This window comes from Pectobacterium parvum, from assembly GCF_020971565.1.
In the GTDB taxonomy this organism is placed as follows: domain Bacteria; phylum Pseudomonadota; class Gammaproteobacteria; order Enterobacterales; family Enterobacteriaceae; genus Pectobacterium; species Pectobacterium polare.
Genome location: NZ_CP087392.1, coordinates 1,423,160 through 1,450,153 on the forward strand (window position 1 = coordinate 1,423,160; position 26,994 = coordinate 1,450,153).

Consider the following 26,994-nt stretch of genomic DNA (forward strand, 5'->3'; position numbering starts at 1 on the left):
ACCCTCACTGTGTGGAGTAATTAAAGATGCAAAAGCTAGCTGAGCTGTATCGTGGAAAGGCGAAAACCGTCTACACCACCGAAGATCCCGATCTACTGGTGCTGGAGTTCCGCAATGATACATCAGCAGGAGACGGTGCACGCATTGAGCAGTTTGACCGTAAAGGGATGGTGAATAACAAGTTCAACCATTTCATCATGAGCAAACTGGAAGAAGCTGGAATCCCAACCCAAATGGTGAGCCTGCTGTCTGACAATGAAGTGCTGGTGAAAAAGCTGGAGATGGTGCCGGTCGAGTGTGTCGTGCGCAACCGCGCGGCGGGATCGCTGGTAAAACGTCTGGGCATCGAAGAAGGCATCGAGCTGAACCCGCCGTTGTTCGATCTGTTCCTGAAAAACGATGAGATGCATGACCCGATGGTGAACGAATCTTACTGCAAGACGTTCGGCTGGGTGAATGAAGAGAATCTGGCTCGCATGAAAGAGCTGAGCTACAAAGCGAACGATGTGCTGAGCAAACTGTTTGGCGACGCTGGGCTGATTCTGGTCGATTTCAAGCTGGAGTTCGGTTTGTTCAAAGGTGAAGTCGTGCTGGGTGATGAGTTCTCACCAGACGGTAGCCGCCTGTGGGACAAAGAAACGCTGAACAAAATGGATAAAGACCGTTTCCGTCAAAGCCTAGGTGGCTTGATTGAAGCGTATGAAGAAGTTGCGCACCGTATCGGCGTAAAATTAGACTAACTGCGCAATCGTTTACGTTCAGGCCGCCAGCCGGCGATAGGCTGGCGGCCTGAACGTTTTGCCGATTTTTCTCTCGAAAAGCTACCTGTCTATTCTCGTCTCTGCCGAATGATTTGCTCACTTAGCCCTTACTTCGATTCCTGCCCCTGACCCCGATTAATGCTATCATCGCGGTTTGCTTAACGCTCAATCCGACTACTTTCGACAGACTCGCATCCATGACCTATCTCGATCCAACATTGTTAATTCTGCTCGTCCTGGCGGGGCTGGGTATCATCAGTCACAACATGACCGTCACGCTGGCGATTTTGGTTCTGCTGGCGATACGTATCACGCCGTTAAACAGCTATTTCCCGTGGGTGGAAAAATACGGCCTGAGCATCGGTATCGTCATTCTGACGATTGGCGTGATGGCACCGATTGCCAGCGGAAAAATTACCGCCAGTGAAGTCATGCATTCCTTCCTGCACTGGAAATCTCTGCTGGCGATTCTCATTGGCGTTGCCGTGTCCTGGCTTGGCGGACGCGGCGTGTCGCTGATGAGCAACCAGCCTTCCGTGGTGGCGGGACTGCTGGTGGGCACGGTCATGGGCGTGGCGCTGTTTCGCGGCGTTCCTGTTGGGCCGCTGATCGCCGCAGGGTTGCTTTCCCTGCTGATTGGCAAGACCTGATTGAGCTGCTACGTGTGATGATGTTGCGTGATTTTCTCCACAGCCAACGCCAGCAGCAGCGCTATGGTGTCCGGCGACTGCTGGTGCTGAGTGGTGAAGCAGACTGGTGTGAAGAACAGGCGCTGGCGTTCAGCAGCCAATTGTCTGGCGACTGGCTGTGGATCGGCGAGTCCGCACCTGATTCCGTCACCTCGCTGCCCGCCAGCCGAGTACGGACGCTGCTGGGGCGAGAGTTTCTCCATGCGGTGTTTGATGCGCGCAAAGGCGTGGACGTCGAGGCGCTGGCGATGCTATCAGGCACGCTACAGGTCGGTAGCTGGCTGATCATGCTGGTGCCGTCGTGGCAGTCATGGCCGACGCTGCCGGATGAAGACAGCCTGCGTTGGAGCGAACAAGCACAGCCGATTGCTACCCCGCACTTTATCCAGCATTTTCAGCGCCAGCTGTTGGTCGATGAGGACGTCGTTCTCTGGCAGCAGGATCAGACATTCGTGATTCGTCCACTGGGCGAACGATCGGACTGGCAGCCTGCGAACGGTGAACCGACAGCACAACAGCAGCAGATTCTGCATGAGCTGAATGCCGCAGAATTTGGTGTGTTTGTTATTACCGCACCGCGCGGACGGGGGAAATCAGCGCTGGCGGGAATGCTGACGCAGCGGAGTCGTGGAGCCTGTTGGATCACCGCACCTTCCCGCTCGGCAGCGGATATTCTGCAACAGCACGCCCGGCCTGATGCGCAATTCTGGGCACCGGATGCGCTGCTGGCACATTGCCGCCTTCATGGCGCACCCAATGTCGACTGGTTGTTAATTGATGAAGCGGCGGCGATCCCGTCGTCCGTGCTTTCCGCGTTGTTGCCATATTTCCTGCGCATTCTGATGACCACGACGGTGCAAGGGTATGAAGGCACCGGACGGGGATTTCTACTGAAATTTTGTGCGACGCTGCCGCAGTGGCGGGCTTTTACGCTGGACGAGCCTCTGCGCTGGGCCGCGCCCGATCCACTGGAGCGGGTGTTGGATCGGGCGCTGTTATTTAACGAACCCGACGCGCTTCATTCCCCGCAGCAGCCCGATCGACCTATTCCCTTTTCGGCGCTGGAAAGTCGAATCGAACGTGCCGACGACTGGCTAGTACATCCTGAGCGTCTGGCATGGTGCTACGCGCTTTTGTGCAGCGCGCATTACCGTACTTCGCCGCTGGATTTGCGTCGCCTGATGGACGCGCCGGGCATGCATATTGCCAGCGCACAGGAGGCGGGCGAGATGTGTGGTGTGCTGTGGCTGGTGGAGGAAGGCGGACTGTCAGCTTCACTGGCTCATGAGGTGTGGGCAGGGCGACGACGCCCACGCGGTAATCTGGTGGCACAGTCGCTGGCGGCACACGCTGGGTTGTGGCATGCCCCAATGCTGCGTGCGCGTCGTGTGAGCCGGATTGCGGTGACATCGTCATGTCGCCGACAGGGGATTGGCCGGGCGCTCATTGCAGAGCAGACACGTGAGGCACAACATCAGGCGCTGGATTATCTGTCGGTTAGCTTCGGCTATCAGCCAGACCTGTGGGCGTTCTGGCAGTCGTGTGGGTTTCAACTGGTGCGCATTGGCAGCCATCTTGAGGCCAGCAGCGGCTGTTACAGTGCGATGGCGGTGCTGCCGCTGAGCGAAGCGGGGCATCAACTGGCACTGCAGGGGACGCAGCAATTGGCGCGTGACTGGTGTTGGTTACAGCGTTTGATTCCGCTGACCCTAGCGCTACCGCAGACAGAAAGCGTTGAGTTGAATGAAGACGACTGGCGTGAATTGGCTGGGTTTGCGTTTGCGCATCGACCGATGGAAGCCAGCTTTGCCGCGCTTTGCCGTCTGTTGATTCACTCCGCATTGCCGTTGCCTGCGCTACGCCTGCTGGCGGAAAAGCCAGACGAAAGCGAGCAGTTAGCCGTGATGTTAGGGCTGAGTGGTAGGAAAGCACTCTTAAAACGCTGGCGTGAAGAAACCACCAGCGCTCTACATCACTATAATCAAAAGGTTACTATCGCGATCATAAATGGATGTTACAATATTTAACTGTAGAATGATAAGTAGGGTTTTATTTTATTTTTTCCTTGAGTTAATAATATATAAAAATGCGATAATGAAGATACCAATATCTTTTAAAATCCAGAATGGTAGCGTATTAGAAAAAATTCTCTTCCCGAGTATCAAAAATGGAAGGTTGAGTGCTGCTTGAGAAAGAGAACCAAATGCAATTGCAATTAACCCAATTTTATACCACCCTGATAATGTATATACGTTTCTATTTAGTGCTCCTGTAAAAATAAAAAAAGAAATAATTATGTCGATCAGTGTTAGCGTTAAAAAACCCCACCATTCTATACTCATATTAGTTTCCTTCTTTTGGTGGATCAGTCGGTGAATTGTCAGATGAATTTTTGTGAGATAGATTTCCTTTTGTGACTTGCTTCAATTCGCTTGCAACGTCAAGAATATCTTTATTTTCTCGATAGCTGAAAAAATTAGCTAAAAAAGCGATAAGGCCGACACTTATTGCTCCAACGAGATAGCCTAATCCCATTGCAGTATCTACATCGCTGACGTTCATACGAAGGATCTTTGCAGCCATACCTACAAGTGCAAGAGTGGCTGTAATGCTTATGCAGCATATAATAACCCCTGCAATAAATGTCCCATATCTATATAATTTCTTGGGTTGCCAAAAAAAAGCAATGCTTAGCCCTCCAAATAAACCTGAAATAGCTGCTAATATTTCACTAATAATAAAGCTATAAGTATCTAATGTTACGGTGGAATCCATTTTTTATCCTTTTTTTATTTATTGGTTTAAATGAGATTTGACATGTGATTGATTCCATTTGGTAGTGTGTGTCTTATTCTCAATAAGTATTTTTATCTGATTTTTTTTGTTACTGGTGTTTTTCATTTTCATATTTATACAGTTATTTTCTGTTTTTTAAAATTAAAAGTGTTAATTTTTTTAAATAAAATCTTTACACTCCGTAATTTATAGGCTTAAAACTAATGTGTAAAAACCCTGACGGGAAGTTTTATTACAATAATATAGATTTCTATTTTTAATTTTTTATGAATTTTTTTACATATCTAGATGTGATATTTTTTTGATATATTTTTTGACGATTCTATCTAGTGAACATACTCTAAAATTTACTTTCTGATCGGAACGTGAATCTTAGTCAGGTTCAGCTTTGCCAATTTCTTATCAATCAGTGCATTACATACGTAAGATTATGTAAATGTTGTTACGTATTATCTTCTCTATAATGTGATTCTGATCATGTTTTCACTGCTATTTTATTGATTTATAAAAATAATTATGAATTGCTTTTTTATTTTTTGATAGTGGAGGTACGTTATGAGCATCAATTAATTTAGAGATAATAGATAAAAAAAACATCAGCCATTTGACTGACATTAGGAAATAAATAGGCCTAGGCTTTTTTTTAATGGATTTATTTGTAATAATGTTGTTGTTTTTAATATGGATAATTTGTTTTCTACAGGTTTTCTGATCCTAACAGACACTGATGCTATTCTTGCTTCTCATGCATACTTGCATAAAAAATCGTCGCCCTTGTGTTTAATAGCAGAAGGTCATCAATAGGATATTGGGTGTTGGCTCTGGTAAGCGACCAGCAACCACTGCGGCAGTATTGGCGGAATCCGTAACCGTGGTTGTCTCAAGCGATAGGAGGCGGGGATTACGGATAAAGGATCTTCCTCCCATCCTTTGCGCAATGTGTTAAAAACAGCCAGTGAAATTCATTATGTCCCATGACATCAATGTGAAAGAGGATGGTAGTAAAAAGTGTCAAATTGATATGGAATCATACAAATATCGTAATATTTCCGCAGTATATTTTGGTTTTTTTTAAAATATTGTGGATTGTTATCTGTTATGAGAACACTACCCAAAATTATCTTTCGATAGTGAAATGATCCTACATTCATATCTATCAGAAGATTATATAGCTGAGGGGCGTTTCCTAGTCCACATGGTTAAATTGGACCAATGGTTATATTTTTTAATATTTCCCTATAGATAGTGAAAATGAATTAGTGGGGGATTAAACGTACAAAGTATAATTTTTTTTTGTCGTTGTCTATATGCCGAATGTCATATGCTGAATGTCGTTTTATGATTTTCCATTATCGTTAATACTCTTTAAGGTAGTTAAGCTAAATGTGGATTTAATTCAATAGACATATGTTTGTCGGGAGAGATGTATGAATGTTATCGTTGACGATAAGTTATCAATATTTATTCAAGGTATGTCTTTTAGATTGAACAGGGTCATGCCTGAAATAAAAATGAAAGTTGCAGATGATCTGTATGGTATATGGAGAGCGATAGAAAGCATGCCGGATGCAGTTCTATTGCTTGATGGTGATGTTGACTCAAAGATTTTTGTGTCAACACTAGACGAACTTTCATTGGCTAACCCCAATAATCACATTGTTGTTATGATGAATAGTGTAAATAAGAAACAGTTAGAGTTGTACTTGGCACATCGCGCTGTGGCCATTGTTCCCAAAAATCTTCCTGCCGAAATGGTAATTCAAGTTCTGAAAATGGCTGCCGCAGGAATGGTTTGCTTTCCTGAGCGTACTTTTTTCAACAAAGATGATGATAAGTCTGATGTTAATAAGGTTGCTAATCTTAGCGATCGACAATTAGAAGTCTTGGAACTCATTGCTGCTGGGAAATCGAATAAACAGATTAGCCGCTCACTTAATATTAGCGCCGGTACAGTTAAGTCCCATCTCGAGTCAATATTTAGACGATTAAATGTTAATAATCGCACACAAGCCGCGATGATTTTTTCCAATAATGATTAGCATGTAATTTATTTTTTGTTGAAAGATATTATTTCACTACTTATGCCAGGGATGTCAAATGTGTGTTGATAGAGTTTTATGTCTGATTGAGTAATCTATTTAATTATTACAATTTGTGACTTTTTTCTTGCTTATAATTGTATGTAATTATCTTTGTGAGATTGAATTTCATACTGATATTCTTCATTTTTGAGGGGTCTATGTATAATGATACATTAATTTTACTACAGTGTTAATAGATGGAAGAGGAAGGAAGTTCTTAAAATTTTCCTAAAAAATCGTTCTACTTTGCGTTGAAATAAGTGGCGATCCTCTATTGGCAGATAAATAGAGATTTTTCTGTAATTGTGCAGATATCATGCAATAAATTTATTTTTCTTATTTTTCTTATTTTTCTTATTTTTCTTATTTTTCTTATTTTTATGGAAACTACATGCTTAAATTACAGATTTACAAAATTTTAAAATTAGTGTTGGTTGAATTTAACTTCAAGTGCAACGTTAAGTCACTATTCTTAATACCTCGATTACTGTCGATGGCTGTCTGAATCTAATGCATTTATGCGGCACAGCTGTTCAGCGCTATCCAGATAACCATGTCGGTGTTCGATAGACACGGCGAATATGGGGTGAATCATTGTGTCTCTAACAGTCGGAAAATCAGCGGAGTTTTCCCCTGTTTGTCAGAGTAATCGGCAATTAAGGTGAGATCGGTTTTCCGCTCGCCAGTCCAGAGCTAACATTCCACTCGCTTGCGCTGAGGTCCGGCGTCTGTCGCGTAGCTGCACAGAGGAATCCGGCCTGTTTTGTCGGGAGTAAAGGCAACGTCATAAGGCGGAATGGTCAAATCTGCCAGATTTTCTCCCGCGCTATCCAGCTCCTCCAGGATCTCTTCGTAAATCGCAGGACTCACGCCAAAATCCAATAAAGTCGCGGGATCGCCATGTTGTATGCCCCTCAACAGATCGCCCGCGAGCCGATACATTTCTTCTCTGTCATCTGCCATCTCTCACTTCCTTGCCTTGAACTAAACCGTCCCACTTTACATCACCAGCGACGGCCTGCGAATTTTTGCCGCACATTTGCTATTGCCAAGGTTTCTGGTAGAAAAGAATCTCATTACTTTTGCTGAGTCAGGATAAGCCGATGCTGGAATTACGCCCCAACTGTGAGCACTGCGATTGTGATTTGCCGCCGGATGCCGAAACGTACATCTGCTCCTACGAATGCACGTTCTGTCCTGACTGCGCAGATACCGTGTTTCATCACGCCTGCCCAAACTGCGGCGGAGAACTGGTTAAACGGCCGGTGCGTCCGGCACGCTGTCTGGCGAACGATCCGGCTTCAACAATCCGTATTATCAAACCGCACTGACAAGGCGAGGGCGGGATATTCCCTTTGTCGTTGCAAAAAATGGAACATCTCATTCAGTAATTCCCGATTTCTCCTGTTATTGCGCGGCGTATAGTGAGAGCTAACCGTACTTTATGACGAATATCGGCAGGTGACGCGTTCGGCGCATGCCTTCAGGAGAGAAACGTGAATCAAGATTATGTTGTTGTTCAGCAGCCTTCGGAGGCGAATCGGTTAATCCTGCTGTTTCATGGCGTGGGTGATACCGCCGCAGGCATGGCGCAGATTGGGCGCTATTTTGCCGCCGCCTTGCCGCAGGCGATGGTGATCAGCATTGCTGGACCGTTCAGCAGCGGCTATGGCGACGGGCGGCAGTGGTTCTCTGTTCAGGGAGTCACGGAAGAAAATCGTTTCTCTCGCATTGAGGCGAATCTGCCGCGTTTTATTGAGACGGTGCGCCACTGGCAAGAGCAAAGTGGTATGCGTGCTGAACAAACTGTGCTGGTGGGCTTCTCGCAGGGCAGCATTATGTCGCTGGAGGCGTTGAAATCTGAATCCTCGCTGGCTGGGCACATTATCGCGTTCAGCGGTCGCTTTGCCGTCTTGCCAGAAAAAGCCTTCGCCGATGTCGCGGTGCACCTGATTCACGGTGAAGCGGACGGTGTGATTGTGGTTGGCCATGCGCATGCTGCCGCTCAGCGCTTTCAGGAACTGGGGACGTCGTTTACGCTGGATGTTGCCCCCGCTGTCGGGCACGGCATTGATGAACGGATGTTGAAACAGGCCTTGTCTTACCTCAAATAAAAATCTATCCCGCTATACCCGTCATACTTCAAGCTGCTTGTGCGTTGGTTTTCCTTAAATGCTCGGTTCTTTATGGACTGGCTTTAAAGGACCAACGCCTTGCGCTGTTCAATCCGCTCACGTTTTATCATACTGCTCGAATTATTTTGTTATTCCATCAAATTATATTATTGCTCATTTCTTAATTTCTTTATTCAAAGTAGAGACTCTATTTTTAGGAATGAGAATTTATCCATATTAAAAAGAATATAATCCATATTTGAATGTTAAATAATATAGGCAATGTTTTTATTTGTGTTGAGTGATCAATATTTATCTTATTTTTTCAGATATAAATATTGCATCCTTATGGAAAAAGAGGGTGTGCCATGTTTAAACGAATTAAAGTCATTACCATCCTTGTTATCTTATTGTTTGTATTGGGGATATCTCAGTTTTTAACCGGTGCGCTATCCGTTCGTGCACTGATTAACGACAGAGAGGGATTCCTTGTTTCTCAACGCTCTAACCAGAATGTCGCTGCCTTTACTGATGCATGGATTATGATGAATCAGACGCGCATCGCTATCGGTTCTATTATACAAAACATGATGATGGGGAATGCGGATAAAGAGGCTATGCAGGCGCTTTTACAGCAAGCAAAATCGCAATTGGCCGCCTCAGAGAGTAGTTATAAACACTATTTGTCTCTGCCTAATACGCCCGGATTGGATGACGCGTTATCCAAAAAGCTTGAGGCGAGCTATACCGCTTACGACAAGCTACTGAATGATATTGTGGATTCGCTTTCCGGTGGGTTAGCGGGGGCGGCGATGAAATTGAGTAGCGGTGCGACGCCGCTTAACGTGGCTATGCAGGACGCCTATATTACGTGGCGAGCGGCACAAAACCAGCTGTCGGATGATGGGCTACAGGAAAACCACGCGGCATTTGAAACGATGCTGTGGCTTCTGGGTGCACTCTCTGTGGTCGTCGTGCTGGTGATTATCCTCAGTTGGATCGGGTTGCAGCGTATTCTTTTGCATCCGTTGCGTACGCTCATGCGGCATATCAGCGCGATTGCCGAGGGCAATCTGACACATCCTATTGATGTGACCGGGCGCAATGAGATGAGCCAGCTTGCGGCAGGGCTACATCATATGCAGCAGTCATTAATCCGCACCGTCAGTCTGGTGCGCGACAGCTCCCACTCCATCCATGCTGGGGCCAGTGAAATTTCGGTGGGCAGTAACGATCTGTCTTCGCGCACGGAGCAACAAGCTGCATCGCTACAGGAAACCGCGGCTAGCATGGAGCAACTGACCTCAACGGTGAAGCAGAACTCAGACAACGCGCGTCAGGCTACGCTGCTGGCAAAAAATGCGTCGGAAACGGCCAATAAAGGCGGCACTGTCGTCGATAATGTCGTGAAAACGATGAATGAGATTGCCGACAGTTCACAAAAAATCGCCCACATTACCAGCGTGATTGATAGCATCGCCTTCCAAACCAATATTTTGGCGCTGAATGCGGCGGTAGAAGCGGCGCGAGCTGGGGAGCAAGGGCGAGGTTTTGCCGTGGTGGCGGGTGAAGTGCGAACGCTGGCGCAGCGCAGTGCTCAGGCTGCCAAAGAGATCAAATCGCTGATTGATGATTCGGTTAGCCGTGCTAATACCGGCTCTTTGCAGGTGAAAGACGCGGGTGACACGATGAAAGAAATCGTCGGTGCGGTGAGCCGGGTAACGGATATCATGGGGGAAATCTCCTCGGCGTCCGATGAGCAAAGCCGGGGAATCGATCAGGTTGGGCAGGCGGTCAATGAAATGGATCGCGTCACTCAGCAAAACGCCTCGCTGGTGGAAGAGTCCGCGTCTGCCGCAGCGGCATTGGAAGAGCAGGCCAGATATTTACAGAATGCGGTGGCGGTGTTCAAGATTAATCAGGCAGCTGCGCAGGAACATCGTGCCGGGAGCGCGTCTTCACTTGCTGCATTACCGAAATCGCTGTTACCTAAACCTGCTCATACCGGGTCATCGAATGCAAATTGGGAAACGTTTTAGCTGACGTGAGTGTTTAATGGAAATGAGTGTTTAACGGAAGAGTAAGCATCCAAACCGCCTGCACGCGAGCTAAGCCTCGCGTGCAGGCGATTTGACGATGATAGGTATCAGGGTTTTTTCTTCGGCCAGTCGTCGTCTTCTTCATTGTCCCACTTGTCGTTGTTGTCACGGTGTGGGGGCAATTTCGGTTTGTTGAGCAGAAAACGCGTATGGTCAACGTTGCGCAATTCTTTGATGCCGTTAATCAGCATGCCTATCAGGACAATCAGAATTATCCACCAGTAATCAGCCAGCCATGTCATGGTTACGCCTCATCAACATTATGAATATAACGGGTAAACAGCTGCGGCAAGTTCTGGCAAAGCCAGTGGTAGCCTGCAATGTCTTCATCTTGCCAAGCGGCAAGAATGAGGTCGGGTGTCAGCTGTTCTTCCGCATACTGTGCTAGTGGATAATAGCTGATATGCCAGAGTTCGGCTGCGACACCGCCGAGATCGTGCGCATAAGGTCGATAAAAACCGTATTCATGCATGTGCGCACTCAGCCACGCGTTCAGTGCGGCAAAGTAACCGCCTTCTTCATATTCCCACGGCTCCAACTGGAGCGAACGGCCTGCGGGTAATAAATCGGGATCGTAGATATCGAGATCGCTGCCCCAATGGTGGCGGCTAGAGCCGGGCATGGCGGACCAACGCAGAATGGCTTCACAGCGCTCGCCTTCGTCCAGAGATAACACGTCCAGCGGCTGGCTGTTGGCATCCATGACGGGACGCTCGCCGCGAAATTTGCCATTCCAGATCTGACGCTGGCGCTCGAAATCACGAAACGTACTGGCGGGCAGTAGGTTAAATCCCGCCGTTTTTGCCGCCTGCTGTAGTGCCAGAAATGCGGTTACTGCCTCCGGTTGAAGACGATGACGACCGTCTAAAGCGACCAGATGCTGGTCGCTTTTACCGGTTAACGTAGCTGGCGTCATCATGCGATGAGCTGCTCCATAATGCGCTGGTACATGCGGCTCAGCAGCTGCAGGTCTGCCGCGCTGACGCATTCATCGACTTTGTGGATCGTGGCATTGACGGGGCCCAGTTCAACCACCTGCGCGCCCATGCGGGCGATGAAACGGCCATCGGAGGTGCCGCCAGTGGTCAGCAGCTCTGGCGTAACCTCGTTGTAATGTTTGACGGCATTCACCACGGCATCGACCAGTTCGCCGCGTGCGGTCAGGAATGGCTGGCCGGAGAGTGTCCAGTCGATGGTGTAATTAAGCTGGTGGCGATCCAGTAATTCAGCCACGCGTTGCTGGATTAACACATCCGTCAATTCGGTGCTGAAGCGGAAATTGAACTGCACAGACAGCTCGCCGGGGATGACGTTATTGCTGCCGGTGCCTGCCTGAATATTGGCGATTTGCATCGTGGTAGGCGGGAAGAAGGCGTTGCCCTGATCCCACTCGGTTGCGATCAGTTCATTAAGCGCCGGTGCTGCGCGGTGAACGGGATTGTCCGCCAAATGAGGATACGCAACGTGCCCTTGCACGCCATGTACGTGCAGATTCGCGGTGATAGAGCCACGACGGCCGTTTTTCACCACATCACCCACAACATGTGTACTGGACGGCTCACCGACCAGACAGTAGTCCAATCGCTCGTTGCGTACCATCAGCGCTTCAACCACTTTGACGGTGCCGTTGACGGCGCTGGCCTCTTCGTCCGAGGTAATCAGGAACGCCAGACGCCCTTGATGATTAGGGTGGGCGGCGACAAAGCGCTCGGCGGCAATCACCATCGCAGCCAGTGAACCTTTCATGTCCGCCGCGCCGCGACCGTACAGCATGCCGTCACGAATGATGGGTTCAAACGGTGGATGCTGCCAGTGGCTTTCATCGCCGCTGGGAACCACATCGGTATGTCCGGCGAAGGCCAGCGTTTTCCCTGTGCCGCGCCATGCCCAGAAATTCAGGGTATCGCCAAAATCCATCGCTTCGACGGTAAAGCCAATCGCCGCTAGGCGTTCAATCATGAGCGCCTGGCAACCCTCGTCATTCGGGCTGAGGGAAGGGCGTTTAATTAACTGTTGAGCGAGCTCTATGACTGGGCAAGACACGTTATTTGTTCTCCGCAATAAATTTCTGGTAGCTGTCGATACTAAAACCAAGCAGCGCGTGGCCGTCATCGGTCATCAGCAACGGCCGTTTAATCACCGCTGGCTGTTCCAACATCAGGTTTTTGGCGGCCTCTGCGCTGTCGCTGGTATCGCTGTTGATTTGTTCACGCTGTTCTTCACTGAGCTTACGCCAGGTCGTTCCGCGCGTGTTTAGCAGGGCCTGAAACCCCAGTTGGTCGATAAAACGCTGTAGCTGCTGTTCATCCAGACCGTCGGCATGGTAATCATGAAAGCGATACGTCACCTGTTGCTCTTCCAGCCAGCGACGCGCTTTCTTTATAGTGTCACAGTTTTTAATGCCGTATAGGGTCAGCGCCATAGGGATAAAATCCTTTCTACTTATTGGGTTGCATGACGATTGCTGTTCAGGACAGCACGGCCTGACTGAGCCTAATCGTGCGATAGCCCAGCATGCCGAAAAAAAGCGGGGAGATCTACTGTGAACTGTGTTGCAGAAATATGCAGTAGTACACATTTTATACTTTCATAACACTTTTACCTGATTAAAAAGTGTGCGTATAATGTGTCGCCGTTAATCACCAAGAGGTTCGCATGGTAGAAGTAGAAGTGAGTACTTGGAAAGATTTTATTGAAGCAATGTTACGCAAATAATAACGAGAAGTACCGATAGTCATTGCATACCAGGAATAAAATCATACGAATAAGCAGTATTGAGTCTCTCAATACTGCTTATTTTCTATGTTAAAAGAGGAAACCTGAGTAAATAAAAGAGGCTATTATTAGTTTGCGTATAAATTTTATTTTATCTATTTAATTCATGATGATGGTTGGTTAAGCGCAAATTTCGCTGCGGCAATCGCGTGGAGCCTGCTGGTATCAAAAAGAGGAACTTGCGCATCCTGGGCACTGATTAATAGCGGGATCTCTGTACAACCCAGAATGATGCCTTCTGCACCTTGCTGTTCAAGCTGCTGGATAATGTCCCGATAGATCTGCCGTGATGCGTCGTTAATGTTCCCCAGACACAGCTCGTCATAAATGATGCGATTAACGGCCTCTTTCCCCGCATGGTCAGGAACTATCACCTCCACGCCAAATCGTTCCTGAATGCGCTGGCGATAGAAATCCTGCTCCATTGTGTAGCGGGTTCCAAGCAAACCGACTTTCTTCAATCCGTGCTGTTTCAGGCTGGCACCGGTGGCATCGGCAATATGCAAAAGAGGAAGCTGACAGGCGCGTTCAACGTCATCGGCCACTTTATGCATCGTGTTGGTACAGATGACGATCGCCTCTGCTCCCGCCTGACGTAGTCCTACTGCGATATTGCTGAGTACAGCGGCTGACTGCGCCCAATCACCTTGTGACTGCAACCGTTCGATCTCGTGGAAATCGACGCTGTGCAGGATGATTTTGGCGGAGTGCAGACCACCAAGTTGGCTTTTCACATACTCGTTGATCATGCGGTAATACGGGATAGTGGATTCCCAACTCATACCCCCGATCAGACCCAGCGTTTTGCTTACCATGGTGCCTTCCTTCATATCGTAAAAAGTGATGAATCGACCAGAACTGAACTCTCCGCGTTCTGCATCGGGTTAAAATAGGACAGCGGAGTTACGTGGTATACATTTTTAGCGACTTTTATCACTTTTTATCCAACTTCAACTGGACAAAAGGCCAATCTATTGTTGTACTGTACCTGACACAGATTTTGTGTCTTTCATTCATGTAAAGGTAAGTTTGATGTCTAAGATTAAAGGTAGTGTTAAGTGGTTCAATGAGTCTAAAGGCTTCGGTTTCATCACTCCTGAAGATGGTAGCAAAGACGTGTTCGTACACTTCTCTGCCATCCAGAGCAATGGTTTCAAAACTCTGGCTGAAGGTCAGCGTGTAGAGTTCGAAATCACTGACGGTGCCAAAGGTCCTTCAGCTGCTAACGTTAACGCTATTTAATTATACCGATTTCGTGAAAAACCCGCCGATGGCGGGTTTTTTTTGCTTCATTTTCCACGTGCTATCAATTTCCACGAGATATTAATTTTCACGTGACATCAGTGTGTTGTCACCCACGTGACCAGAGCAAACGCCAGTGCGGTCATGAGCAACGAACCCGCCAGATTCAACAGTACGTGTAACCCCGCCGCCGCAAGCTGCCCACTTTGCAGGAACATGACGACTTCTGCGGAAAAGGTCGAAAACGTCGTTAAACCGCCGCACAGCCCAGTGGTAATCAATATTTTCCAGTCCTGATCGAGATGAGGATGGCGCAGGAAGAAAGCGAGTGCGCCGCCAATAACAAAAGCCCCAATTAAATTAGCAAGCAGAGTGCCCAGCGGCAGCGTTGGATACAGATTGTTAAACTTCACGCCAAGCTGCCAGCGCGCCACGCTACCGACTCCGCCGCCAATAAATACCGCAAGTAATGTACTCAACATAGAAACCTTTCTTTGGGCTGTTTTGCCTGAATTGTTTTTGCGATCTCGGAGAGTGTTGGTCAGGACGCTACGCCCTCTCTGCGAGGTGGACGTAGACATCATTAGCCGAGTGGCGGTTGTACCCTGTTTTTAAGGCTGTCAGCGTTTTGGCTGCGCGAGGGTAGGGAGGAATGTCATCTCCGCTTTAGTAAAGAAAGTTTACGCCGTCAGAAGGGATTTTTGTAGTGGTGCCGAGGCGAAAGTTGTAAAGCAATCTGAATGCGCGAGAAAGCGCTTTTGCCGCGTCTTACGTTTTTATAGATGCAATTTGCTATAGATGCAATTTGTTACAGATGCTAATTGTGTCGCGCTGCATAAGGTTTTAGATAGAGGACATAGAGTAAAAGAATTATTTTCAATAAAAATCGTTCTCGTTCGCTGGCGTCTCCAGCATCTAAATCAGGTAGGTTTGTATGGAAGGTATCAGTATTGCCAAGCTGTTGGTGATTGGCGCGTTAATCATTCTACTGTTTGGTACGAATAAACTTCGTAGCCTCGGCGGTGATTTAGGCGCGGCGATTAAAGGCTTCAAGAAGGCGATGAATGACGATCAGCCGGCAAAGACAGATGAAACGACAGCGCTGAATGATTCATCTCGTAAAGAACTCTGATCGCACCTCACACAGCAAAACGGACGGCAATAGCCGTCCGTTTTTTATTCCACACAAAAAATGTGTAAATATGTATGAGCGCTTATTTTACTTCGATGCCCTTTGCCTGTAGGTCGGCATGGTAGGACGAGCGCACAAATGGACCGCAGGCCGCGTGGGTAAAGCCCATCGCCATCGCTTCGGCCTTCATCTCATCAAATTCATCCGGACTGACGTAGCGCTGTACTGGCAGGTGATGGCGGCTCGGCTGTAAATATTGTCCCAGCGTCAGCATCGTCACACCGTGGCGACGCAGGTCACGCATCACTTCTACGATTTCAGCATTGGTTTCCCCCAATCCAACCATCAGGCCGGACTTGGTCGGGATATCTGGATGTGCGCTCTTGAAGTTTTCCAGCAGCTTCAGTGACCACTCATAGTTCGCACCAGGACGGACCTGACGGTAAACACGCGGTACGTTTTCCAGATTGTGGTTGAACACATCTGGCGGCGTGGAGGTCAGGATCTCTAACGCGCGATCCATACGGCCACGGAAGTCTGGCACCAATGTTTCGATGCGGATAGTCGGGTTTTTGCGGCGAATAGCGCTAATACAGTCTGCAAAGTGTTGTGCACCGCCGTCACGCAGATCATCACGGTCAACGGAGGTGATCACGACATAGCGTAAGCCCATGTCATGGATGGTCTGTGCCAGTTTCTCAGGCTCATTGGCATCCGGCGTAAGCGGGCGGCCGTGGGCAACGTCACAGAACGGGCAGCGACGCGTACAAATCGCGCCCAGAATCATGAAGGTGGCGGTGCCGTGGTTGAAACACTCTGCCAGATTCGGACAGGACGCTTCTTCGCAAACTGAGTGCAACCCGTTTTTGCGCATGGCTGCTTTGATTCCCTGAATACGGCTTGAATCCGCCGGAAGTTTAATCTTCATCCATTCAGGTTTGCGCAGAAGCTCTTGGCGTTCGGTGACGACGGTACGTACCGGGATTAGCGCCATCTTATCGGCATCGCGGTATTTAACGCCGCGTTCGATCTGAATCGGTTTACTCATGTTTGCGTAAGTTCCAGTTCTGAATCGTTTCTTTAAATTTGTAATTCAAATTCAAAGGATTATGTTTTTAGTTAAACTTTTTTTTAAAAAACTATAAAAATTATATCATCTTGCCTAACCACAATCAGCCTTTGCACGATCAAAATGAAGAAATTATGTGAATAAAATGTAATTTATCAAAAAACGATCGTCTAACTGACTGATTTTTATTAACAGGACAAAATGCATTAGCCAGGAAGCGGCTCACCCTGAACGTCCAGATTCCACGAAACAAATTCGGGTGCGGAATAGCCGACTAACTGCAAAAAGGTGTTCACCAGCACGGGGGCGGTGTCATCCAGCGTGACGCCCAGCACCAGATCGCTGAGTTGCGTCATCTCCATACCAGCGTAACCACACGGGTTGATACGTAGGAAAGGGGAGAGATCCATGGCAATATTGAGCGCCAGCCCGTGGAAAGAGCAGCCTTTGCGAATACGCAGTCCTAACGAACAGATTTTACGCTCGCCTACATAGACGCCGGGCGCATCAGGGCGCGCATGGGCTTCAATCTGAAAATGTGCCAGTGTGCCAATCACGGTGTTTTCGATGGCAGTGACTAGCTGACGAACGCCGAGCTTGCGACGCTTCAGGTCAATCAACACGTACATGACCTGCTGACCGGGGCCGTGGTAGGTCACCTGACCGCCTCTGTCGCTCTGAATCACGGGAATATCACCGGGCATGAGGACATGTTCGGCTTTGCCTGCCTGACCCTGCGTAAATACACGAGGATGCTGAACCAGCCAGATTTCATCTGGCGTTTTATCATCACGTCGGTCGGTGAAATTATGCATCGCCAGAGAGACGGGTTCATACGGCTGTACGTCAAATTGGCGTACGATGATCTTATCCTGTAGCAAGTGTGTCATCTTCAGGTTAAGGAAAGGTGGGGGGATTATAACGGCGGGAAGCCTCAGCGAACAGCACTTTGCAACATCACAAAACCCTGCCGCACTCGCCAGTTTTCCCGCTCGTTTTTATTACACAGAACTCTATGTCTTATAGAATCCTATGCCTTACAGAACCATGCGCACGATGTCGATATTGCCCAGTTCTTCGTACAGCGTTTCCACCTGCTCAATGTGTGTCGCAGTGATGGTGATGGAAACCGAGTGATAATTCCCTTTGCTGCTGGGTTTGATCTGCGGCGTGTAGTCGCCTGGCGCATGACGCTGTACCACTTCAACGACCAGATCGACCAACTCTGGTTTTGCCTCACCCATGACCTTGTAGGTAAAAACACAGGGGAATTCAAGCAGTTCGTTTAATTTGGTTTTCATTTGCGCTCCAGAGAGGGTAATACGCCGACATTAGCACTGACATCAGTACAGTATACTAAAAAATATAACTCCCGCGTTGTGCGGGAGTTATGGATGGTATCGATATGGGGGCATTTTGGCCCCACACAAGGGGATTAGCCGAACCAGTGATGGAACATCAGTTTGATGTAGTCGATCATGCGGCCAAAGATTCCGCCTTCTTTCACTTCGTTCATCACCACCAGCGGGCGCTGATCGATGGTTTTGCCATCCAGTTGGAAGTTGATGGAACCCACAACCTGGTTTTTGGCTAACGGTGCATGCAGTTCCGTGTTGTCCAGAACATAGCTGGCTTTCAGATCTTTCATACGGCCGCGTGGAATGGTCAGGTAGGCATCTTTCTCAACGCCCAACGCAACGCGGTCGCTGTCGCCAAACCAGACGGGCTCAGACGCGAATTCTTTGCCTGCTTTCAATGGTGCGACGGTTTCAAAGAAGCGGAAGCCCCAGGTCAGCAGTTTCTTACTTTCTGATTCGCGCCCTTTGGCGTTACGTCCACCCAGTACCGCAGAAATCAGGCGCATCTGGCCTTCTGTTGCCGAGGCGACCAGATTAAAGCCGGCTGACGACGTATGGCCCGTTTTGATGCCGTCAACATTCAGGCTGGAATCCCACAGCAAACCGTTACGGTTAGGCTGGCGAATATTGTTGAACGTGAACTCTTTCTCTTTGTAGGTCGCGTACTCTTCTGGCACATCGCGGATCAGCGCCTGACCGATCAGGGCCATATCGCGTGCCGAACTGAACTGGCCCGGAGCATCAAGACCGTGCACGGTTTCAAAATTGGTATTTTTCAGCCCCAGCGCTTTCACGTAACCGTTCATCAGGTTAACGAAAGCATCCTGACTGCCGGCAACATAGTCGGCCATCGCGACGCAGGCATCGTTACCGGATTGCAGGATAATACCGCGGTTTAACTGGGAGACAGGAACGCGGTCGCCCGGCTTCAGGAACATCAGGGAAGAGCCCTGGAAGGTTGGGTTGCCTGTTGCCCAGGCATCTTTACCGACGGTAACGATGTCGTTCGGGCTGATTTTTCCTGATTTAATGGACTGACCAATCACGTAGCTGGTCATCATTTTCGTTAAGCTGGCCGGATCGCGGCGCGTGTCGGCATTCATTTCCGCCAACACTTTCCCAGAGTTGTAATCAATCAGGATGTAGGATTCAGCATCGATTTGCGGGACGCCAGGGATCATCGTTTTAAGATTGATATCTTCGGCATAGGCAAAGGAAGAGGCACTAATGGCGAGCAGTGCGCCAAGCGCAGTACGTTTAGTAAAACGAGACGTGTTTACAGTATTCATGATTGGAACAACAACATCCGTGGGTATGAGTTAAAAAACGAGCCACACTATAGCAGATGGGAAATAGGCAGGCATCAGACATTACGTTACGTGATTTTGCAAAAGGGCGGTATGTTCAATGCCATAGCCGCCGTTTTCGCTGAGTGAGTCTGCCGATTATCCGTTACTAGAGGGTGCTGGGTGCGGCGGTAATAAACGACTGCTGCTGAGCTTCGACTGACAAACGTTGTTGAAGTTCAGCGGCTTGCTGACGATTCTGGAATGGCCCCAGTTGGATGCGATACAGGCCGCCGCTCGCGCTGACTTTTCCGGCCACGCGGAAGCGTTCGCTCAGGCTGCGCTGCCAGGTTTGCGCGCGCTGCTGATCGCTCAATGCACCGACCTGAACCACATAGCGACCCGTGGCAGATGGCGTTGCAGCAGCGGGAGCGGCAACTGTTGCCGCTGGCGCGACGTTCATTGGCGCAGCGGATGACGATGTTGCCGCCGCCGTTGGCGTCACCGTGGACTCAACCACGCCAGTGCGCAGCGCGGATGGTGCTCCCAGAAAACCACCGCTGTGCGACGGCGCGCTGCTCTGTGGCTGCGTGCTATCTGTTGGCGTGCTCAGGTTGCTATTGCTGATTGGGCGTACGGCGCTGTTGGGCGTTGGCGACGTTGTTTCCATCATCGGTGTGCCCAGCCCGCTGGCGCCGAAGCTCGGGCGTTCCGGTAGGGAGAAGCTTTGCTTGGCGACGGTGGTGCCCACGGTTCCGGGACCGGAGAGCGTGCCATCTGGCGCGACGTTGATGAAATCTACTTTTACTTTGGTATTGTTCGAAATGTTCAGCCGATCGCCTGCGGCCTTCGACAGATCGATAATTCTGCCCGGCGTATACGGCCCGCGATCGTTCACGCGTACAACCAGACGGCGGCCGTTACTCAGGTTGGTCACGCGGACATAGCTTGGCAGCGGCAGCGTTGGGTGGGCGGCGGTTATCGCATTAGGATCAAACGTCTCGCCGATTGACGTGCGGTTGCCGCTGGCTTCTTCGCCGTACCACGTCGCTAAACCTGTCTCGCTAAAATTTTGCGGGTTTTTGACAATTTTATAGCTCTTGCCTTTGATGCTGTAGTCTTGCTGCGTGCCCTGATTGTAGGGTTCATAACGTGGTTCTGCGCCACCGATTTCTTCCGTCGGTCCGCTGTAAACCTGAGTCACAGGCGGCGCAGGCTGCCGCTGTTCCGTTGTGGTACAGGCCGCAAGCGCCAGAGTTGCTACGCCGACCCAAAGCCAATCCTTACGCATTGCTCACCTCGTGTTATAAATTCTTAGATAGCAGTTTGCGGTGAGTATGTATCGACATGACGATACCGAACCCCGCCATTAAGACGACCAGCGCCGACCCACCGTAGCTGACTAACGGCAGCGGCACGCCAACAACGGGAAGTATACCGCTGACCATCCCGATATTGACGAACACATAGAAAAACAGAATCAACATCAGCCCGCCGACCATCACCCGGCCGAACGAGGTTTGCGCATTCGCGGCAATGACCAGACCGCGCATGATCATGAACAGATACATGGCGAGCAGAATCAATACGCCAATTAACCCAAGCTCTTCTGACAGTACGGCAAAGATAAAGTCGGTGTGGCGCTCTGGAAGAAACTCTAACTGAGACTGTGTGCCATGCAGCCAGCCTTTCCCAGACAGACCGCCTGAGCCTATCGCAATTTTCGACTGAATAATATGGTACCCGGCCCCGAGCGGATCGCTTTCTGGATCGAGCAGCATCATGACCCTGGCGCGCTGATAGTCATGCATCAGGAAAAACCAGAGTATAGGAATAAAAGCGGCGAGTAGCAGGACGGCGATGCCAATTAAGCGCCAGCTCATACCCGCGAGGAAAAGCACAAATAGCCCTGATAGCGCGACCAGAATCGAGGTGCCTAAGTCGGGCTGTGCGGCAACCAACAGCGTAGGGACAAAAATCAGCACCAGCGCGATTGCCGTATTTTTTAGCGACGGTGGGCACATATCACGGTTGATAAAACGCGCGACCATCAGCGGTACGGCGATTTTGGCAATTTCTGACGGCTGAAAACGGATAAAACCCAGATCCAGCCAGCGCTGCGCGCCTTTACTGATTTGCCCAAAAATATCCACGATGAGCAGTAAAATCACGCATACGATGTAGAGGTAGGGAGCCCAGCCTTCATACACGCGCGGGGGAATTTGCGCCATCACGATCATTACCGTAAACCCCAGCACGATTTGAACGACTTTTCGCTCCATCATGCCGACGTCTTGCCCGCTGGCGCTCCATAAGACAAATAGACTATAGCCTAGCAGTGCCAGGATGCAGAGAAGAAACGGGAGATCGATGTGGATTTTCGCCCAGAACGATCCCTTTTGTTGGCTATCGGTCATGACTGTCTGTTACTCACTCTCGCTACCCGGTGGCGCAGGAGGCGCACTGGGTAAATCGGTATTGTTATCACCTAGCAGAATATGATCAAGGATCTGGCGGGTGATGGTGCTAACGGTCGGGCCTGCGCCACCGTTTTCCAGAATAATCGACATCGCTACTTTAGGGTCTTTATACGGGGCAAACGCAACCATTAATTTATGGTCACGCAGATGTTCTGCGATCTTGTGCGCATTATAGGTTTCGTTTTCTTTCAGGCCGAAAACCTGTGCCGTACCGGATTTTGCCGCAATTTTATAAGGCGCATCATCGAAACTTTTGTGGGCGGTGCCGTTAGGGCGGTTAGCCACGCCATACATACCGTCCTTCGCCACTTCCCAATAGCCAGAGTGGATGTTGCCAATTTGCTGATTCTCGGTCTGGCGGAAAGGCACAATCTTGCCATTTTCCCGCGAGCTATAAAGCAGGTGAGGCGTTTTGACCTGGCCGTCGTTGATCAGCGTCACCAGTGCCTTATTCATTTGGATAGGCGTTGCGGTCCAATAACCTTGACCAATTCCGACCGGAATCGTATCCCCTTGATACCAAGGCTTTTTGAACCGGCCTAATTTCCACTCGCGCGTTGGCATATTGCCTTTGCTTTCTTCCGAAATATCGATACCGGTTCTCTCGCCGTAACCAAATTTGGTCATCCATTCGGACAGGCGATCGATGCCCATGTCATAAGCGACCTGATAGAAGAAGGTATCCGCGGACTCTTCCAGTGACTTGGTGAGATTAAGGCGGCCATGTCCCCATTTTTTCCAGTCGCGGAAGCGTTTCTCGGAACCGGGTAATTGCCACCAGCCGGGATCGAACAGGCTGGTATTAGTGGTGATCACGCCCGCCGTCAGGGCGGAAACCGCGATGTAAGGTTTAACGGTGGAGGCGGGGGGATAAATCCCCTGTGTTGCGCGATTGATCAGCGGACGATCGGGGTCGCTTTGTAGTTTTGCGTAATTTTTGGTGGAAATCCCGTCGACGAAGAGGTTGGGATCGTAACTGGGGGTGGAAACCATCGCCAGAATACCGCCGTCGCGTGGATCGGTGACAATCACGGCGGCACGACTGCCTTCCAGCAGTTTCTCGATGTAGATTTGCAGGCTCAGATCCAGCGTCAGATAAATATCACGTCCAGCCTGCGGTGGCTGTTCGTGGAGCTGGCGGATCACGCGGCCACGGTTGTTAACTTCAACTTCTTCATAGCCAGGCTTGCCGTGCAGCAGATCTTCGTAATGACGTTCAATACCTAGCTTACCGATGTCACGCGTGGCGGCGTAATCGGCAATCTTTTCTTCTTTGGTCAGCCGTTCTACTTCTTTATCGGTGATTTTGGAAACATAACCCGTGACGTGCGTCAGGGCAGAGCCGTAAGGATAATAGCGGCGCTGGTAGCCTTTAACTTCAACACCGGGGAAACGGTATTGGTTGACGGCAAAACGGGCAACCTGAATCTCATCCAGCCCGCTTTTTACGGGGATGGAAGTAAAACGGCGTGAACGCTTACGCTCTTTTTCAAAGTTTTCCAGATCGCTATCGGTCAGGTCGACGACGGGGCGCAGGGCTTCGAGCGTATCTTTAAGGTTGTCGACTTTGTCGGGTACCAGTTCTAACTGATAGATAGTGCGATTCAACGCCAGCGGAGTGCCGTTACGGTCATAGATGATGCCGCGACTCGGCGCGATAGGAACCAGCTTGATGCGGTTCTCATTAGAGCGTGTGCGGTAGTCATCAACGCGCACAATTTGCAGATGATAAAGATTAGCGACTAATACACCGGAAAGCAGCAAAATGCCCAGAAATGCGACCAAAGCACGACGCACAAACAGAGCGGACTCAGCCGTATAATCACGAAAGGGTTTACGTTCTACTTTCATCCAGCGTTATTTCACAAGTTTCATCGTATCGTCTTACTCCCGATGGTAAGGGTGATTAGTCGTAATGCTCCATGCACGGTACAGGCTCTCCGCCACCAGTACACGAACGAGCGGATGCGGCAGCGTTAATGGCGAGAGTGACCAGCTTTGTTCCGCTGCGGCTTTGCATTCTGGGGAAAGCCCTTCAGGCCCACCAATCAGCAGGCTGACGTCGCGCCCGTCCTGTTTCCAGCGCTCCAGCTGTTGTGCCAACTGCGGCGTCTCCCAGCGAGTCCCTGGAATATCCAGCGTCACAATGCGGTTGCCTTTGCCCACCGCTGCTAGCATCTGTTCGCCTTCGCGCTCCAGAATGCGTTTGATGTCCGCATTTTTACCCCGTTTCCCCGCCGGAATTTCGAGTAATTCGAAAGGCATGTCCTTTGGGAAACGGCGCAAATAATCGGTGAAACCAGTCTGCACCCAGTCAGGCATTTTGGTGCCAACGGCGACCAGTTGCAGTTTCATGCTAGCCCCACAGTTTTTCCAGTTCGTACAACTGGCGGCTTTCTTCTTGCATGACATGAACCATCACGTCACCCAAATCGACCACAACCCAATCTGAGGCGTTTTCACCTTCGACACCGAGTGGGATCAAACCCGCGGCGCGTGAGGATTGTACGACGTGATCGGCAATGGAGGCGACATGACGTGTAGAAGTACCCGTACAGATAACCATGTAATCGGTGATGCTGGACTTACCCTGGACGTTGAGTGCAACGATATCCTGAGCTTTTAAGTCATCGACCTTATCAATAACGAAGTCTTGGAGTGCTTGGCCTTGCAAAGGTTCCCCCTCAATGGCGTTTTGTCAGTAACTGACGAACGCGTGCGGCGCTGAATTGTTTAGGAAAAACGTGAATCACCGAGTCATTGCCGAAAATTTTCGCTTTTCCCAGTGATTGAAACCAGCCGCGGAGTATATCACGCACTTTTGTCGAGTGGTACAAAGCCCGTGGCTGATGGACGGGAAAACCTGCGCTATTGGTACAGGCCGTGTTCGTTGATGTAACGGAGTACGGCGGGAGGTAATAAATCGTGACAGTCCAGACCTTGCTGTCGACGTTGGCGAATGTCCGTTGCGGAAATGGTGACTAGCGGCGTGTCTGCTAAAAAAATCCGCCCATGCGGTTGCTGATGCAGATCGTTCGGTGTGTGCGTCAGATGATCGTCCAGCCACTGTTGTAATTCGGGCGTTTCCAGCGTTGAGCGATATCCGGGCCGAGCGCATACCAGCAAATGACAAACGTTGAGTAGGTCCTGCCAGCGGTGCCAATGGTGTAGCGTTAGCAACGAGTCCTGCCCGATGATAAAGCCCAGCGGCGCATCACCGCCTTTTTCAGCCCGAAATGCCTCCAATGTATCAATGGTGTAGGAGGGCGTTTGCCGTTGTAGCTCACGATCGTCCACGGTAAATAGCGGGTTGCCTTCGATGGCCAGCTCAGCCATATGGAAACGCTGCCGGGAACTGGCTTCGGGCTGCTGCCGATGTGGCGGAACATTATTGGGCATCAGGACGACCTGAGTCAGCCCCACAAGCTTTGCCAGTGCTGTTACTGGCTGAAGGTGACCGTAATGAATCGGGTCAAACGTGCCGCCAAAAAACGCGGTCAGCGATGGCGCTGCGGGTGAGGTATTCAGATGAATGCCTCCGGCAAGGCTTTGCCGCATAGCAGCATGGCAAGCGATTCAAGTTCAGACCAAACGGACTGACCATAGTCTTGCTTTAAGGTTATTTCTACCTGCGTCAGCAATCGGACGGCCTGCTGTAGCTGCTGAAGAGAGAGCCGCTGTAATGCCTGAGTGAGCAGGTCACGTCGGTTTTGCCACACTTTTTGCTGGTCGAATAGCGTACGCAGCGGCGTGTCTGACATGCGCCGTTTCAGCGCCAGAAGCTGTAGCAGTTCACGCTGTAGCGTGCGTAGCAAAATGACAGGTTCGCAATCTTCCTGTTTTAGCTGCTGCAAAATGTGCCAGGCGCGTTTGCCTTTTCCTGCCAGCAGCGCATCAAGCCAATGGAACGGTGTGAAGTGGGCTGCATCATTGACTGCGCTTTCCACTCGCGGCAGAGTCAGCTTGCCATCGGGATAAAGCAGCGCTAACCGCTCTAACGCCTGAGACAGCGCGAGAAGGTTGCCTTCATAGCAATAGCAAATGAGCTGCGTGGCCTGTTCATCCAGCGTCAACTTCATGGCTTTCGCACGCTGAGCAACCCAGCGAGGGAGCTGTGCCTGTTCTGGCGTCAGACAATTGATATAGACGCTGTCTTGCGCCAGCGCTTTAAACCAGACGCTGTTTTCCTGCGCTTTGGTCAGCTTATGACCGCGCAGAATCAGCAAAATATCGGGGTGCAATAATCCAGAGAGCTTAACCAGATTTTCACCCATCGCGGCGTTTGGGCCGTTTTCCGGCAAAACCAGTAAGAGCGATTGGCGTGAGGCGAACAGGCTGAGCGCCTGACAGGTGCTGAAAATCGCATCCCAGTCGGTATGAAGATCCAGGATGAAGCTGAAATGCTCGCTGAATTCGTGCTGTTGAGCGACCCGTTTGATGCTGTCGAGACTTTCCTGCAGCAAGAGCGGGTCTGAACCAAAGACCAAATAACAACCGCGCAGCCCCTCATGGAGCTGCGCGGTGAGTTGTTCGGGGTAAAGCCGAATCATGAACGCGTGGCGGCAGTCGTTGAATTGGTGGACTGCAGCCGATTTTTGACTTCCTGACTACCATTGATGGTCAGCAATTTTCGCACCAACTGCTGGGCAGCCTGCTCACGCATTTCCTGACGAACGATGTCCTGCTCGGCATCTTTCGCCAGAGCCGCCAGCGGGTTATCAAAGAACGTGCGGAACACCGTCACGCTGAGCGGATAAATATCTTCACCCGGCATCAGCACCTGCGCTTGCAACGTTAGCACCATCTGGTACTCCGCTGTTTTACCGTCCTGAAAAATAGAGACGGTATCGCGCGTTTCGTTTGAGCCCAGTACCCGCAGAGACGGGATATCCTGACGCGCCGCATCATCAACGATTTTCACATCACTGAGACGGAGCTGCTCACGTACCGCACGCGTTAGCGGACCATAAGGATCGCTGCTGTCGAGCACCAGTGTTTGTAACTGCGCAGGCACTTGTGTCGTGCCGCGCAGATGAAAACCGCAGCCAGCGGTGATTAACACCGCTAACCCCAGCAACAACGTGAATAGACGATGTCGCACAGTTCCTCCTT

General features: G+C 50.0%; 31 protein-coding genes and 1 riboswitch. Of the genes, 10 read left to right on the forward strand and 21 right to left on the reverse strand.

Annotated elements, in window-relative coordinates; translation table 11 throughout:
• Window positions 1-26: 26 nt before the first annotated feature.
• From purC to LOZ86_RS06340, 3 genes are all read left to right on the forward strand, one after another.
• Window positions 27-740, forward strand: a complete 714-nt coding sequence (gene purC, locus LOZ86_RS06330; RefSeq protein ID WP_010301568.1) for a phosphoribosylaminoimidazolesuccinocarboxamide synthase — start codon at window positions 27-29, stop codon at window positions 738-740.
• 218 nt (window positions 741-958) lie between these two features.
• Window positions 959-1,411 (forward strand): DUF441 domain-containing protein, encoded by a 453-nt coding sequence (locus tag LOZ86_RS06335; protein WP_039482881.1) that lies wholly within the window; start codon window positions 959-961, stop codon window positions 1,409-1,411.
• Window positions 1,412-1,428: 17 nt separating this feature from the next.
• Entirely contained in the window at window positions 1,429-3,477 is a 2,049-nt protein-coding gene (locus LOZ86_RS06340; RefSeq protein WP_052012040.1) for a tRNA(Met) cytidine acetyltransferase TmcA, read from the forward strand.
• A gap of 27 nt (window positions 3,478-3,504) precedes the next feature.
• Here the strand turns inward: LOZ86_RS06340 and LOZ86_RS06345 are convergent, their stop codons facing one another.
• Together LOZ86_RS06345 and LOZ86_RS06350 are read right to left on the reverse strand one after the other, a co-directional pair.
• Window positions 3,505-3,792, reverse strand: coding sequence for a hypothetical protein (locus LOZ86_RS06345; protein WP_039482878.1), 288 nt, complete (start codon window positions 3,790-3,792; stop codon window positions 3,505-3,507).
• A 1-nt stretch (window position 3,793) separates the two neighbouring features.
• The gene (locus tag LOZ86_RS06350) at window positions 3,794-4,225 is read right to left on the reverse strand and encodes a hypothetical protein (protein WP_039482876.1); all 432 of its coding nucleotides are present in this window, start codon (window positions 4,223-4,225) and stop codon (window positions 3,794-3,796) included.
• Between the two features lie 1,448 nt (window positions 4,226-5,673).
• Between LOZ86_RS06350 and LOZ86_RS06355 the strand changes: the two genes are divergently transcribed.
• Window positions 5,674-6,285, forward strand: a complete 612-nt coding sequence (locus LOZ86_RS06355) for a response regulator transcription factor (RefSeq protein WP_039482874.1) — start codon at window positions 5,674-5,676, stop codon at window positions 6,283-6,285.
• A 735-nt stretch (window positions 6,286-7,020) separates the two neighbouring features.
• Here the strand turns inward: LOZ86_RS06355 and LOZ86_RS06360 are convergent.
• A complete protein-coding gene (locus tag LOZ86_RS06360) occupies window positions 7,021-7,290 on the reverse strand; it encodes a hypothetical protein (RefSeq protein WP_230242971.1) in 270 nt (89 codons plus the stop codon).
• A gap of 140 nt (window positions 7,291-7,430) precedes the next feature.
• Here LOZ86_RS06360 and LOZ86_RS06365 point away from each other — a divergent pair, with 140 nt between their 5' ends.
• The 3 genes from LOZ86_RS06365 (at window position 7,431) to LOZ86_RS06375 (ending at window position 10,480) form a co-directional block, all read left to right on the forward strand.
• Window positions 7,431-7,658 (forward strand): DUF1272 domain-containing protein, encoded by a 228-nt coding sequence (locus LOZ86_RS06365; protein WP_039482870.1) that lies wholly within the window; start codon window positions 7,431-7,433, stop codon window positions 7,656-7,658.
• Between the two features lie 165 nt (window positions 7,659-7,823).
• Window positions 7,824-8,441: an esterase gene (gene ypfH, locus LOZ86_RS06370; RefSeq protein WP_039482868.1), complete on the forward strand. Its 618-nt coding sequence runs from the start codon at window positions 7,824-7,826 to the stop codon at window positions 8,439-8,441.
• A 368-nt stretch (window positions 8,442-8,809) separates the two neighbouring features.
• The gene (locus LOZ86_RS06375; RefSeq protein ID WP_161546578.1) at window positions 8,810-10,480 is read left to right on the forward strand and encodes a methyl-accepting chemotaxis protein; all 1,671 of its coding nucleotides are present in this window, start codon (window positions 8,810-8,812) and stop codon (window positions 10,478-10,480) included.
• A 107-nt stretch (window positions 10,481-10,587) separates the two neighbouring features.
• Here the strand turns inward: LOZ86_RS06375 and LOZ86_RS06380 are convergent, their stop codons facing one another.
• Genes LOZ86_RS06380 through LOZ86_RS06395 form a run of 4 tightly spaced genes read right to left on the reverse strand, consistent with a single transcriptional unit; the run spans window position 10,588 to window position 12,962 of the window.
• Window positions 10,588-10,782, reverse strand: coding sequence for a YpfN family protein (locus LOZ86_RS06380; protein ID WP_039482863.1), 195 nt, complete (start codon window positions 10,780-10,782; stop codon window positions 10,588-10,590).
• Window positions 10,783-10,784: 2 nt separating this feature from the next.
• Window positions 10,785-11,459: a M15 family metallopeptidase gene (locus tag LOZ86_RS06385; RefSeq protein WP_039482862.1), complete on the reverse strand. Its 675-nt coding sequence runs from the start codon at window positions 11,457-11,459 to the stop codon at window positions 10,785-10,787.
• A complete protein-coding gene (gene dapE / locus LOZ86_RS06390; protein WP_039482860.1) occupies window positions 11,456-12,583 on the reverse strand; it encodes a succinyl-diaminopimelate desuccinylase in 1,128 nt (375 codons plus the stop codon). The genes LOZ86_RS06385 and dapE overlap by 4 nt, the downstream gene beginning before the upstream one ends.
• Before the next feature lies 1 nt (window position 12,584).
• Window positions 12,585-12,962, reverse strand: a complete 378-nt coding sequence (locus LOZ86_RS06395; RefSeq protein WP_039482858.1) for an ArsC family reductase — start codon at window positions 12,960-12,962, stop codon at window positions 12,585-12,587.
• Window positions 12,963-13,195: 233 nt separating this feature from the next.
• Between LOZ86_RS06395 and ypfM the strand changes: the two genes are divergently transcribed.
• Window positions 13,196-13,255 carry a protein YpfM gene (gene ypfM, locus LOZ86_RS21500; protein WP_137739554.1) on the forward strand — a complete coding sequence of 20 codons (60 nt, stop codon included), beginning with the start codon at window positions 13,196-13,198 and terminating at the stop codon, window positions 13,253-13,255.
• A gap of 164 nt (window positions 13,256-13,419) precedes the next feature.
• On the opposite strand, the gene LOZ86_RS06400 is transcribed toward ypfM, so the two are convergent.
• A complete protein-coding gene (locus LOZ86_RS06400) occupies window positions 13,420-14,130 on the reverse strand; it encodes an aspartate/glutamate racemase family protein (protein WP_039482856.1) in 711 nt (236 codons plus the stop codon).
• A gap of 217 nt (window positions 14,131-14,347) precedes the next feature.
• Between LOZ86_RS06400 and cspE the strand changes: the two genes are divergently transcribed.
• Window positions 14,348-14,557, forward strand: a complete 210-nt coding sequence (cspE, locus tag LOZ86_RS06405; RefSeq protein ID WP_005976270.1) for a transcription antiterminator/RNA stability regulator CspE — start codon at window positions 14,348-14,350, stop codon at window positions 14,555-14,557.
• Window positions 14,558-14,655: 98 nt separating this feature from the next.
• Here cspE and crcB read toward each other — a convergent pair whose 3' ends face one another.
• The gene (crcB, locus tag LOZ86_RS06410) at window positions 14,656-15,039 is read right to left on the reverse strand and encodes a fluoride efflux transporter CrcB (protein WP_039482854.1); all 384 of its coding nucleotides are present in this window, start codon (window positions 15,037-15,039) and stop codon (window positions 14,656-14,658) included.
• An 85-nt stretch (window positions 15,040-15,124) separates the two neighbouring features.
• Window positions 15,125-15,229: riboswitch (Fluoride riboswitch) on the reverse strand.
• A 262-nt stretch (window positions 15,230-15,491) separates the two neighbouring features.
• Here crcB and tatA point away from each other — a divergent pair.
• The gene (gene tatA / locus LOZ86_RS06415; protein ID WP_039482851.1) at window positions 15,492-15,689 is read left to right on the forward strand and encodes a Sec-independent protein translocase subunit TatA; all 198 of its coding nucleotides are present in this window, start codon (window positions 15,492-15,494) and stop codon (window positions 15,687-15,689) included.
• A gap of 82 nt (window positions 15,690-15,771) precedes the next feature.
• Here the strand turns inward: tatA and lipA are convergent, their stop codons facing one another.
• The 12 genes from lipA to lptE form a co-directional block, all read right to left on the reverse strand.
• Window positions 15,772-16,737 (reverse strand): lipoyl synthase, encoded by a 966-nt coding sequence (lipA, locus tag LOZ86_RS06420; RefSeq protein WP_039482849.1) that lies wholly within the window; start codon window positions 16,735-16,737, stop codon window positions 15,772-15,774.
• Window positions 16,738-16,964: 227 nt separating this feature from the next.
• Window positions 16,965-17,648 (reverse strand): lipoyl(octanoyl) transferase LipB, encoded by a 684-nt coding sequence (lipB, locus tag LOZ86_RS06425; protein WP_181892562.1) that lies wholly within the window; start codon window positions 17,646-17,648, stop codon window positions 16,965-16,967.
• Between the two features lie 147 nt (window positions 17,649-17,795).
• The gene (ybeD, locus tag LOZ86_RS06430; RefSeq protein WP_005976281.1) at window positions 17,796-18,059 is read right to left on the reverse strand and encodes a DUF493 family protein YbeD; all 264 of its coding nucleotides are present in this window, start codon (window positions 18,057-18,059) and stop codon (window positions 17,796-17,798) included.
• A 134-nt stretch (window positions 18,060-18,193) separates the two neighbouring features.
• Window positions 18,194-19,405 carry a D-alanyl-D-alanine carboxypeptidase DacA gene (dacA, locus tag LOZ86_RS06435; protein WP_039482846.1) on the reverse strand — a complete coding sequence of 404 codons (1,212 nt, stop codon included), beginning with the start codon at window positions 19,403-19,405 and terminating at the stop codon, window positions 18,194-18,196.
• 166 nt (window positions 19,406-19,571) lie between these two features.
• Window positions 19,572-20,693: an endolytic peptidoglycan transglycosylase RlpA gene (gene rlpA, locus LOZ86_RS06440; RefSeq protein WP_039512397.1), complete on the reverse strand. Its 1,122-nt coding sequence runs from the start codon at window positions 20,691-20,693 to the stop codon at window positions 19,572-19,574.
• 13 nt (window positions 20,694-20,706) lie between these two features.
• Entirely contained in the window at window positions 20,707-21,819 is a 1,113-nt protein-coding gene (gene mrdB, locus LOZ86_RS06445; RefSeq protein WP_039482841.1) for a peptidoglycan glycosyltransferase MrdB, read from the reverse strand.
• Between the two features lie 9 nt (window positions 21,820-21,828).
• Window positions 21,829-23,733 (reverse strand): peptidoglycan DD-transpeptidase MrdA, encoded by a 1,905-nt coding sequence (mrdA, locus tag LOZ86_RS06450; RefSeq protein ID WP_039482839.1) that lies wholly within the window; start codon window positions 23,731-23,733, stop codon window positions 21,829-21,831.
• 33 nt (window positions 23,734-23,766) lie between these two features.
• A complete protein-coding gene (gene rlmH, locus LOZ86_RS06455; RefSeq protein WP_005976291.1) occupies window positions 23,767-24,237 on the reverse strand; it encodes a 23S rRNA (pseudouridine(1915)-N(3))-methyltransferase RlmH in 471 nt (156 codons plus the stop codon).
• A 1-nt stretch (window position 24,238) separates the two neighbouring features.
• Window positions 24,239-24,556, reverse strand: coding sequence for a ribosome silencing factor (gene rsfS / locus LOZ86_RS06460; RefSeq protein WP_039482837.1), 318 nt, complete (start codon window positions 24,554-24,556; stop codon window positions 24,239-24,241).
• A gap of 194 nt (window positions 24,557-24,750) precedes the next feature.
• A complete protein-coding gene (nadD, locus tag LOZ86_RS06465; RefSeq protein ID WP_039482834.1) occupies window positions 24,751-25,440 on the reverse strand; it encodes a nicotinate-nucleotide adenylyltransferase in 690 nt (229 codons plus the stop codon).
• The gene (gene holA / locus LOZ86_RS06470; protein WP_039482830.1) at window positions 25,407-26,432 is read right to left on the reverse strand and encodes a DNA polymerase III subunit delta; all 1,026 of its coding nucleotides are present in this window, start codon (window positions 26,430-26,432) and stop codon (window positions 25,407-25,409) included. Before holA ends, nadD begins: the two co-directional genes overlap by 34 nt.
• Entirely contained in the window at window positions 26,429-26,983 is a 555-nt protein-coding gene (gene lptE, locus LOZ86_RS06475) for an LPS assembly lipoprotein LptE (protein WP_039482829.1), read from the reverse strand. The genes holA and lptE overlap by 4 nt, the downstream gene beginning before the upstream one ends.
• Between the last annotated feature and the right edge of the window lie 11 nt (window positions 26,984-26,994).

Coding starts and splice junctions, on each gene's coding strand:
- LOZ86_RS06395 (WP_039482858.1), bottom strand. CDS start 12,962: ATGGCGCTGACCCTATACGGCATTAAAAACTGTGACACTATAAAGAAA.
- LOZ86_RS06355 (WP_039482874.1), top strand. CDS start 5,674: ATGAATGTTATCGTTGACGATAAGTTATCAATATTTATTCAAGGTATG.
- LOZ86_RS06335 (WP_039482881.1), top strand. CDS start 959: ATGACCTATCTCGATCCAACATTGTTAATTCTGCTCGTCCTGGCGGGG.
- LOZ86_RS06365 (WP_039482870.1), top strand. CDS start 7,431: ATGCTGGAATTACGCCCCAACTGTGAGCACTGCGATTGTGATTTGCCG.
- purC (WP_010301568.1), top strand. CDS start 27: ATGCAAAAGCTAGCTGAGCTGTATCGTGGAAAGGCGAAAACCGTCTAC.
- crcB (WP_039482854.1), bottom strand. CDS start 15,039: ATGTTGAGTACATTACTTGCGGTATTTATTGGCGGCGGAGTCGGTAGC.
- LOZ86_RS06340 (WP_052012040.1), top strand. CDS start 1,429: ATGATGTTGCGTGATTTTCTCCACAGCCAACGCCAGCAGCAGCGCTAT.
- LOZ86_RS06360 (WP_230242971.1), bottom strand. CDS start 7,290: ATGGCAGATGACAGAGAAGAAATGTATCGGCTCGCGGGCGATCTGTTG.
- holA (WP_039482830.1), bottom strand. CDS start 26,432: ATGATTCGGCTTTACCCCGAACAACTCACCGCGCAGCTCCATGAGGGG.
- dacA (WP_039482846.1), bottom strand. CDS start 19,405: ATGAATACTGTAAACACGTCTCGTTTTACTAAACGTACTGCGCTTGGC.
- LOZ86_RS06385 (WP_039482862.1), bottom strand. CDS start 11,459: ATGATGACGCCAGCTACGTTAACCGGTAAAAGCGACCAGCATCTGGTC.
- LOZ86_RS06375 (WP_161546578.1), top strand. CDS start 8,810: ATGTTTAAACGAATTAAAGTCATTACCATCCTTGTTATCTTATTGTTT.
- nadD (WP_039482834.1), bottom strand. CDS start 25,440: ATGCGGCAAAGCCTTGCCGGAGGCATTCATCTGAATACCTCACCCGCA.
- lipB (WP_181892562.1), bottom strand. CDS start 17,648: ATGACACACTTGCTACAGGATAAGATCATCGTACGCCAATTTGACGTA.
- ybeD (WP_005976281.1), bottom strand. CDS start 18,059: ATGAAAACCAAATTAAACGAACTGCTTGAATTCCCCTGTGTTTTTACC.
- LOZ86_RS06345 (WP_039482878.1), bottom strand. CDS start 3,792: ATGAGTATAGAATGGTGGGGTTTTTTAACGCTAACACTGATCGACATA.
- LOZ86_RS06380 (WP_039482863.1), bottom strand. CDS start 10,782: ATGACATGGCTGGCTGATTACTGGTGGATAATTCTGATTGTCCTGATA.
- mrdA (WP_039482839.1), bottom strand. CDS start 23,733: ATGAAAGTAGAACGTAAACCCTTTCGTGATTATACGGCTGAGTCCGCT.
- mrdB (WP_039482841.1), bottom strand. CDS start 21,819: ATGACCGATAGCCAACAAAAGGGATCGTTCTGGGCGAAAATCCACATC.
- rlpA (WP_039512397.1), bottom strand. CDS start 20,693: ATGCGTAAGGATTGGCTTTGGGTCGGCGTAGCAACTCTGGCGCTTGCG.
- cspE (WP_005976270.1), top strand. CDS start 14,348: ATGTCTAAGATTAAAGGTAGTGTTAAGTGGTTCAATGAGTCTAAAGGC.
- rlmH (WP_005976291.1), bottom strand. CDS start 24,237: ATGAAACTGCAACTGGTCGCCGTTGGCACCAAAATGCCTGACTGGGTG.
- tatA (WP_039482851.1), top strand. CDS start 15,492: ATGGAAGGTATCAGTATTGCCAAGCTGTTGGTGATTGGCGCGTTAATC.
- lipA (WP_039482849.1), bottom strand. CDS start 16,737: ATGAGTAAACCGATTCAGATCGAACGCGGCGTTAAATACCGCGATGCC.
- LOZ86_RS06400 (WP_039482856.1), bottom strand. CDS start 14,130: ATGGTAAGCAAAACGCTGGGTCTGATCGGGGGTATGAGTTGGGAATCC.
- LOZ86_RS06350 (WP_039482876.1), bottom strand. CDS start 4,225: ATGGATTCCACCGTAACATTAGATACTTATAGCTTTATTATTAGTGAA.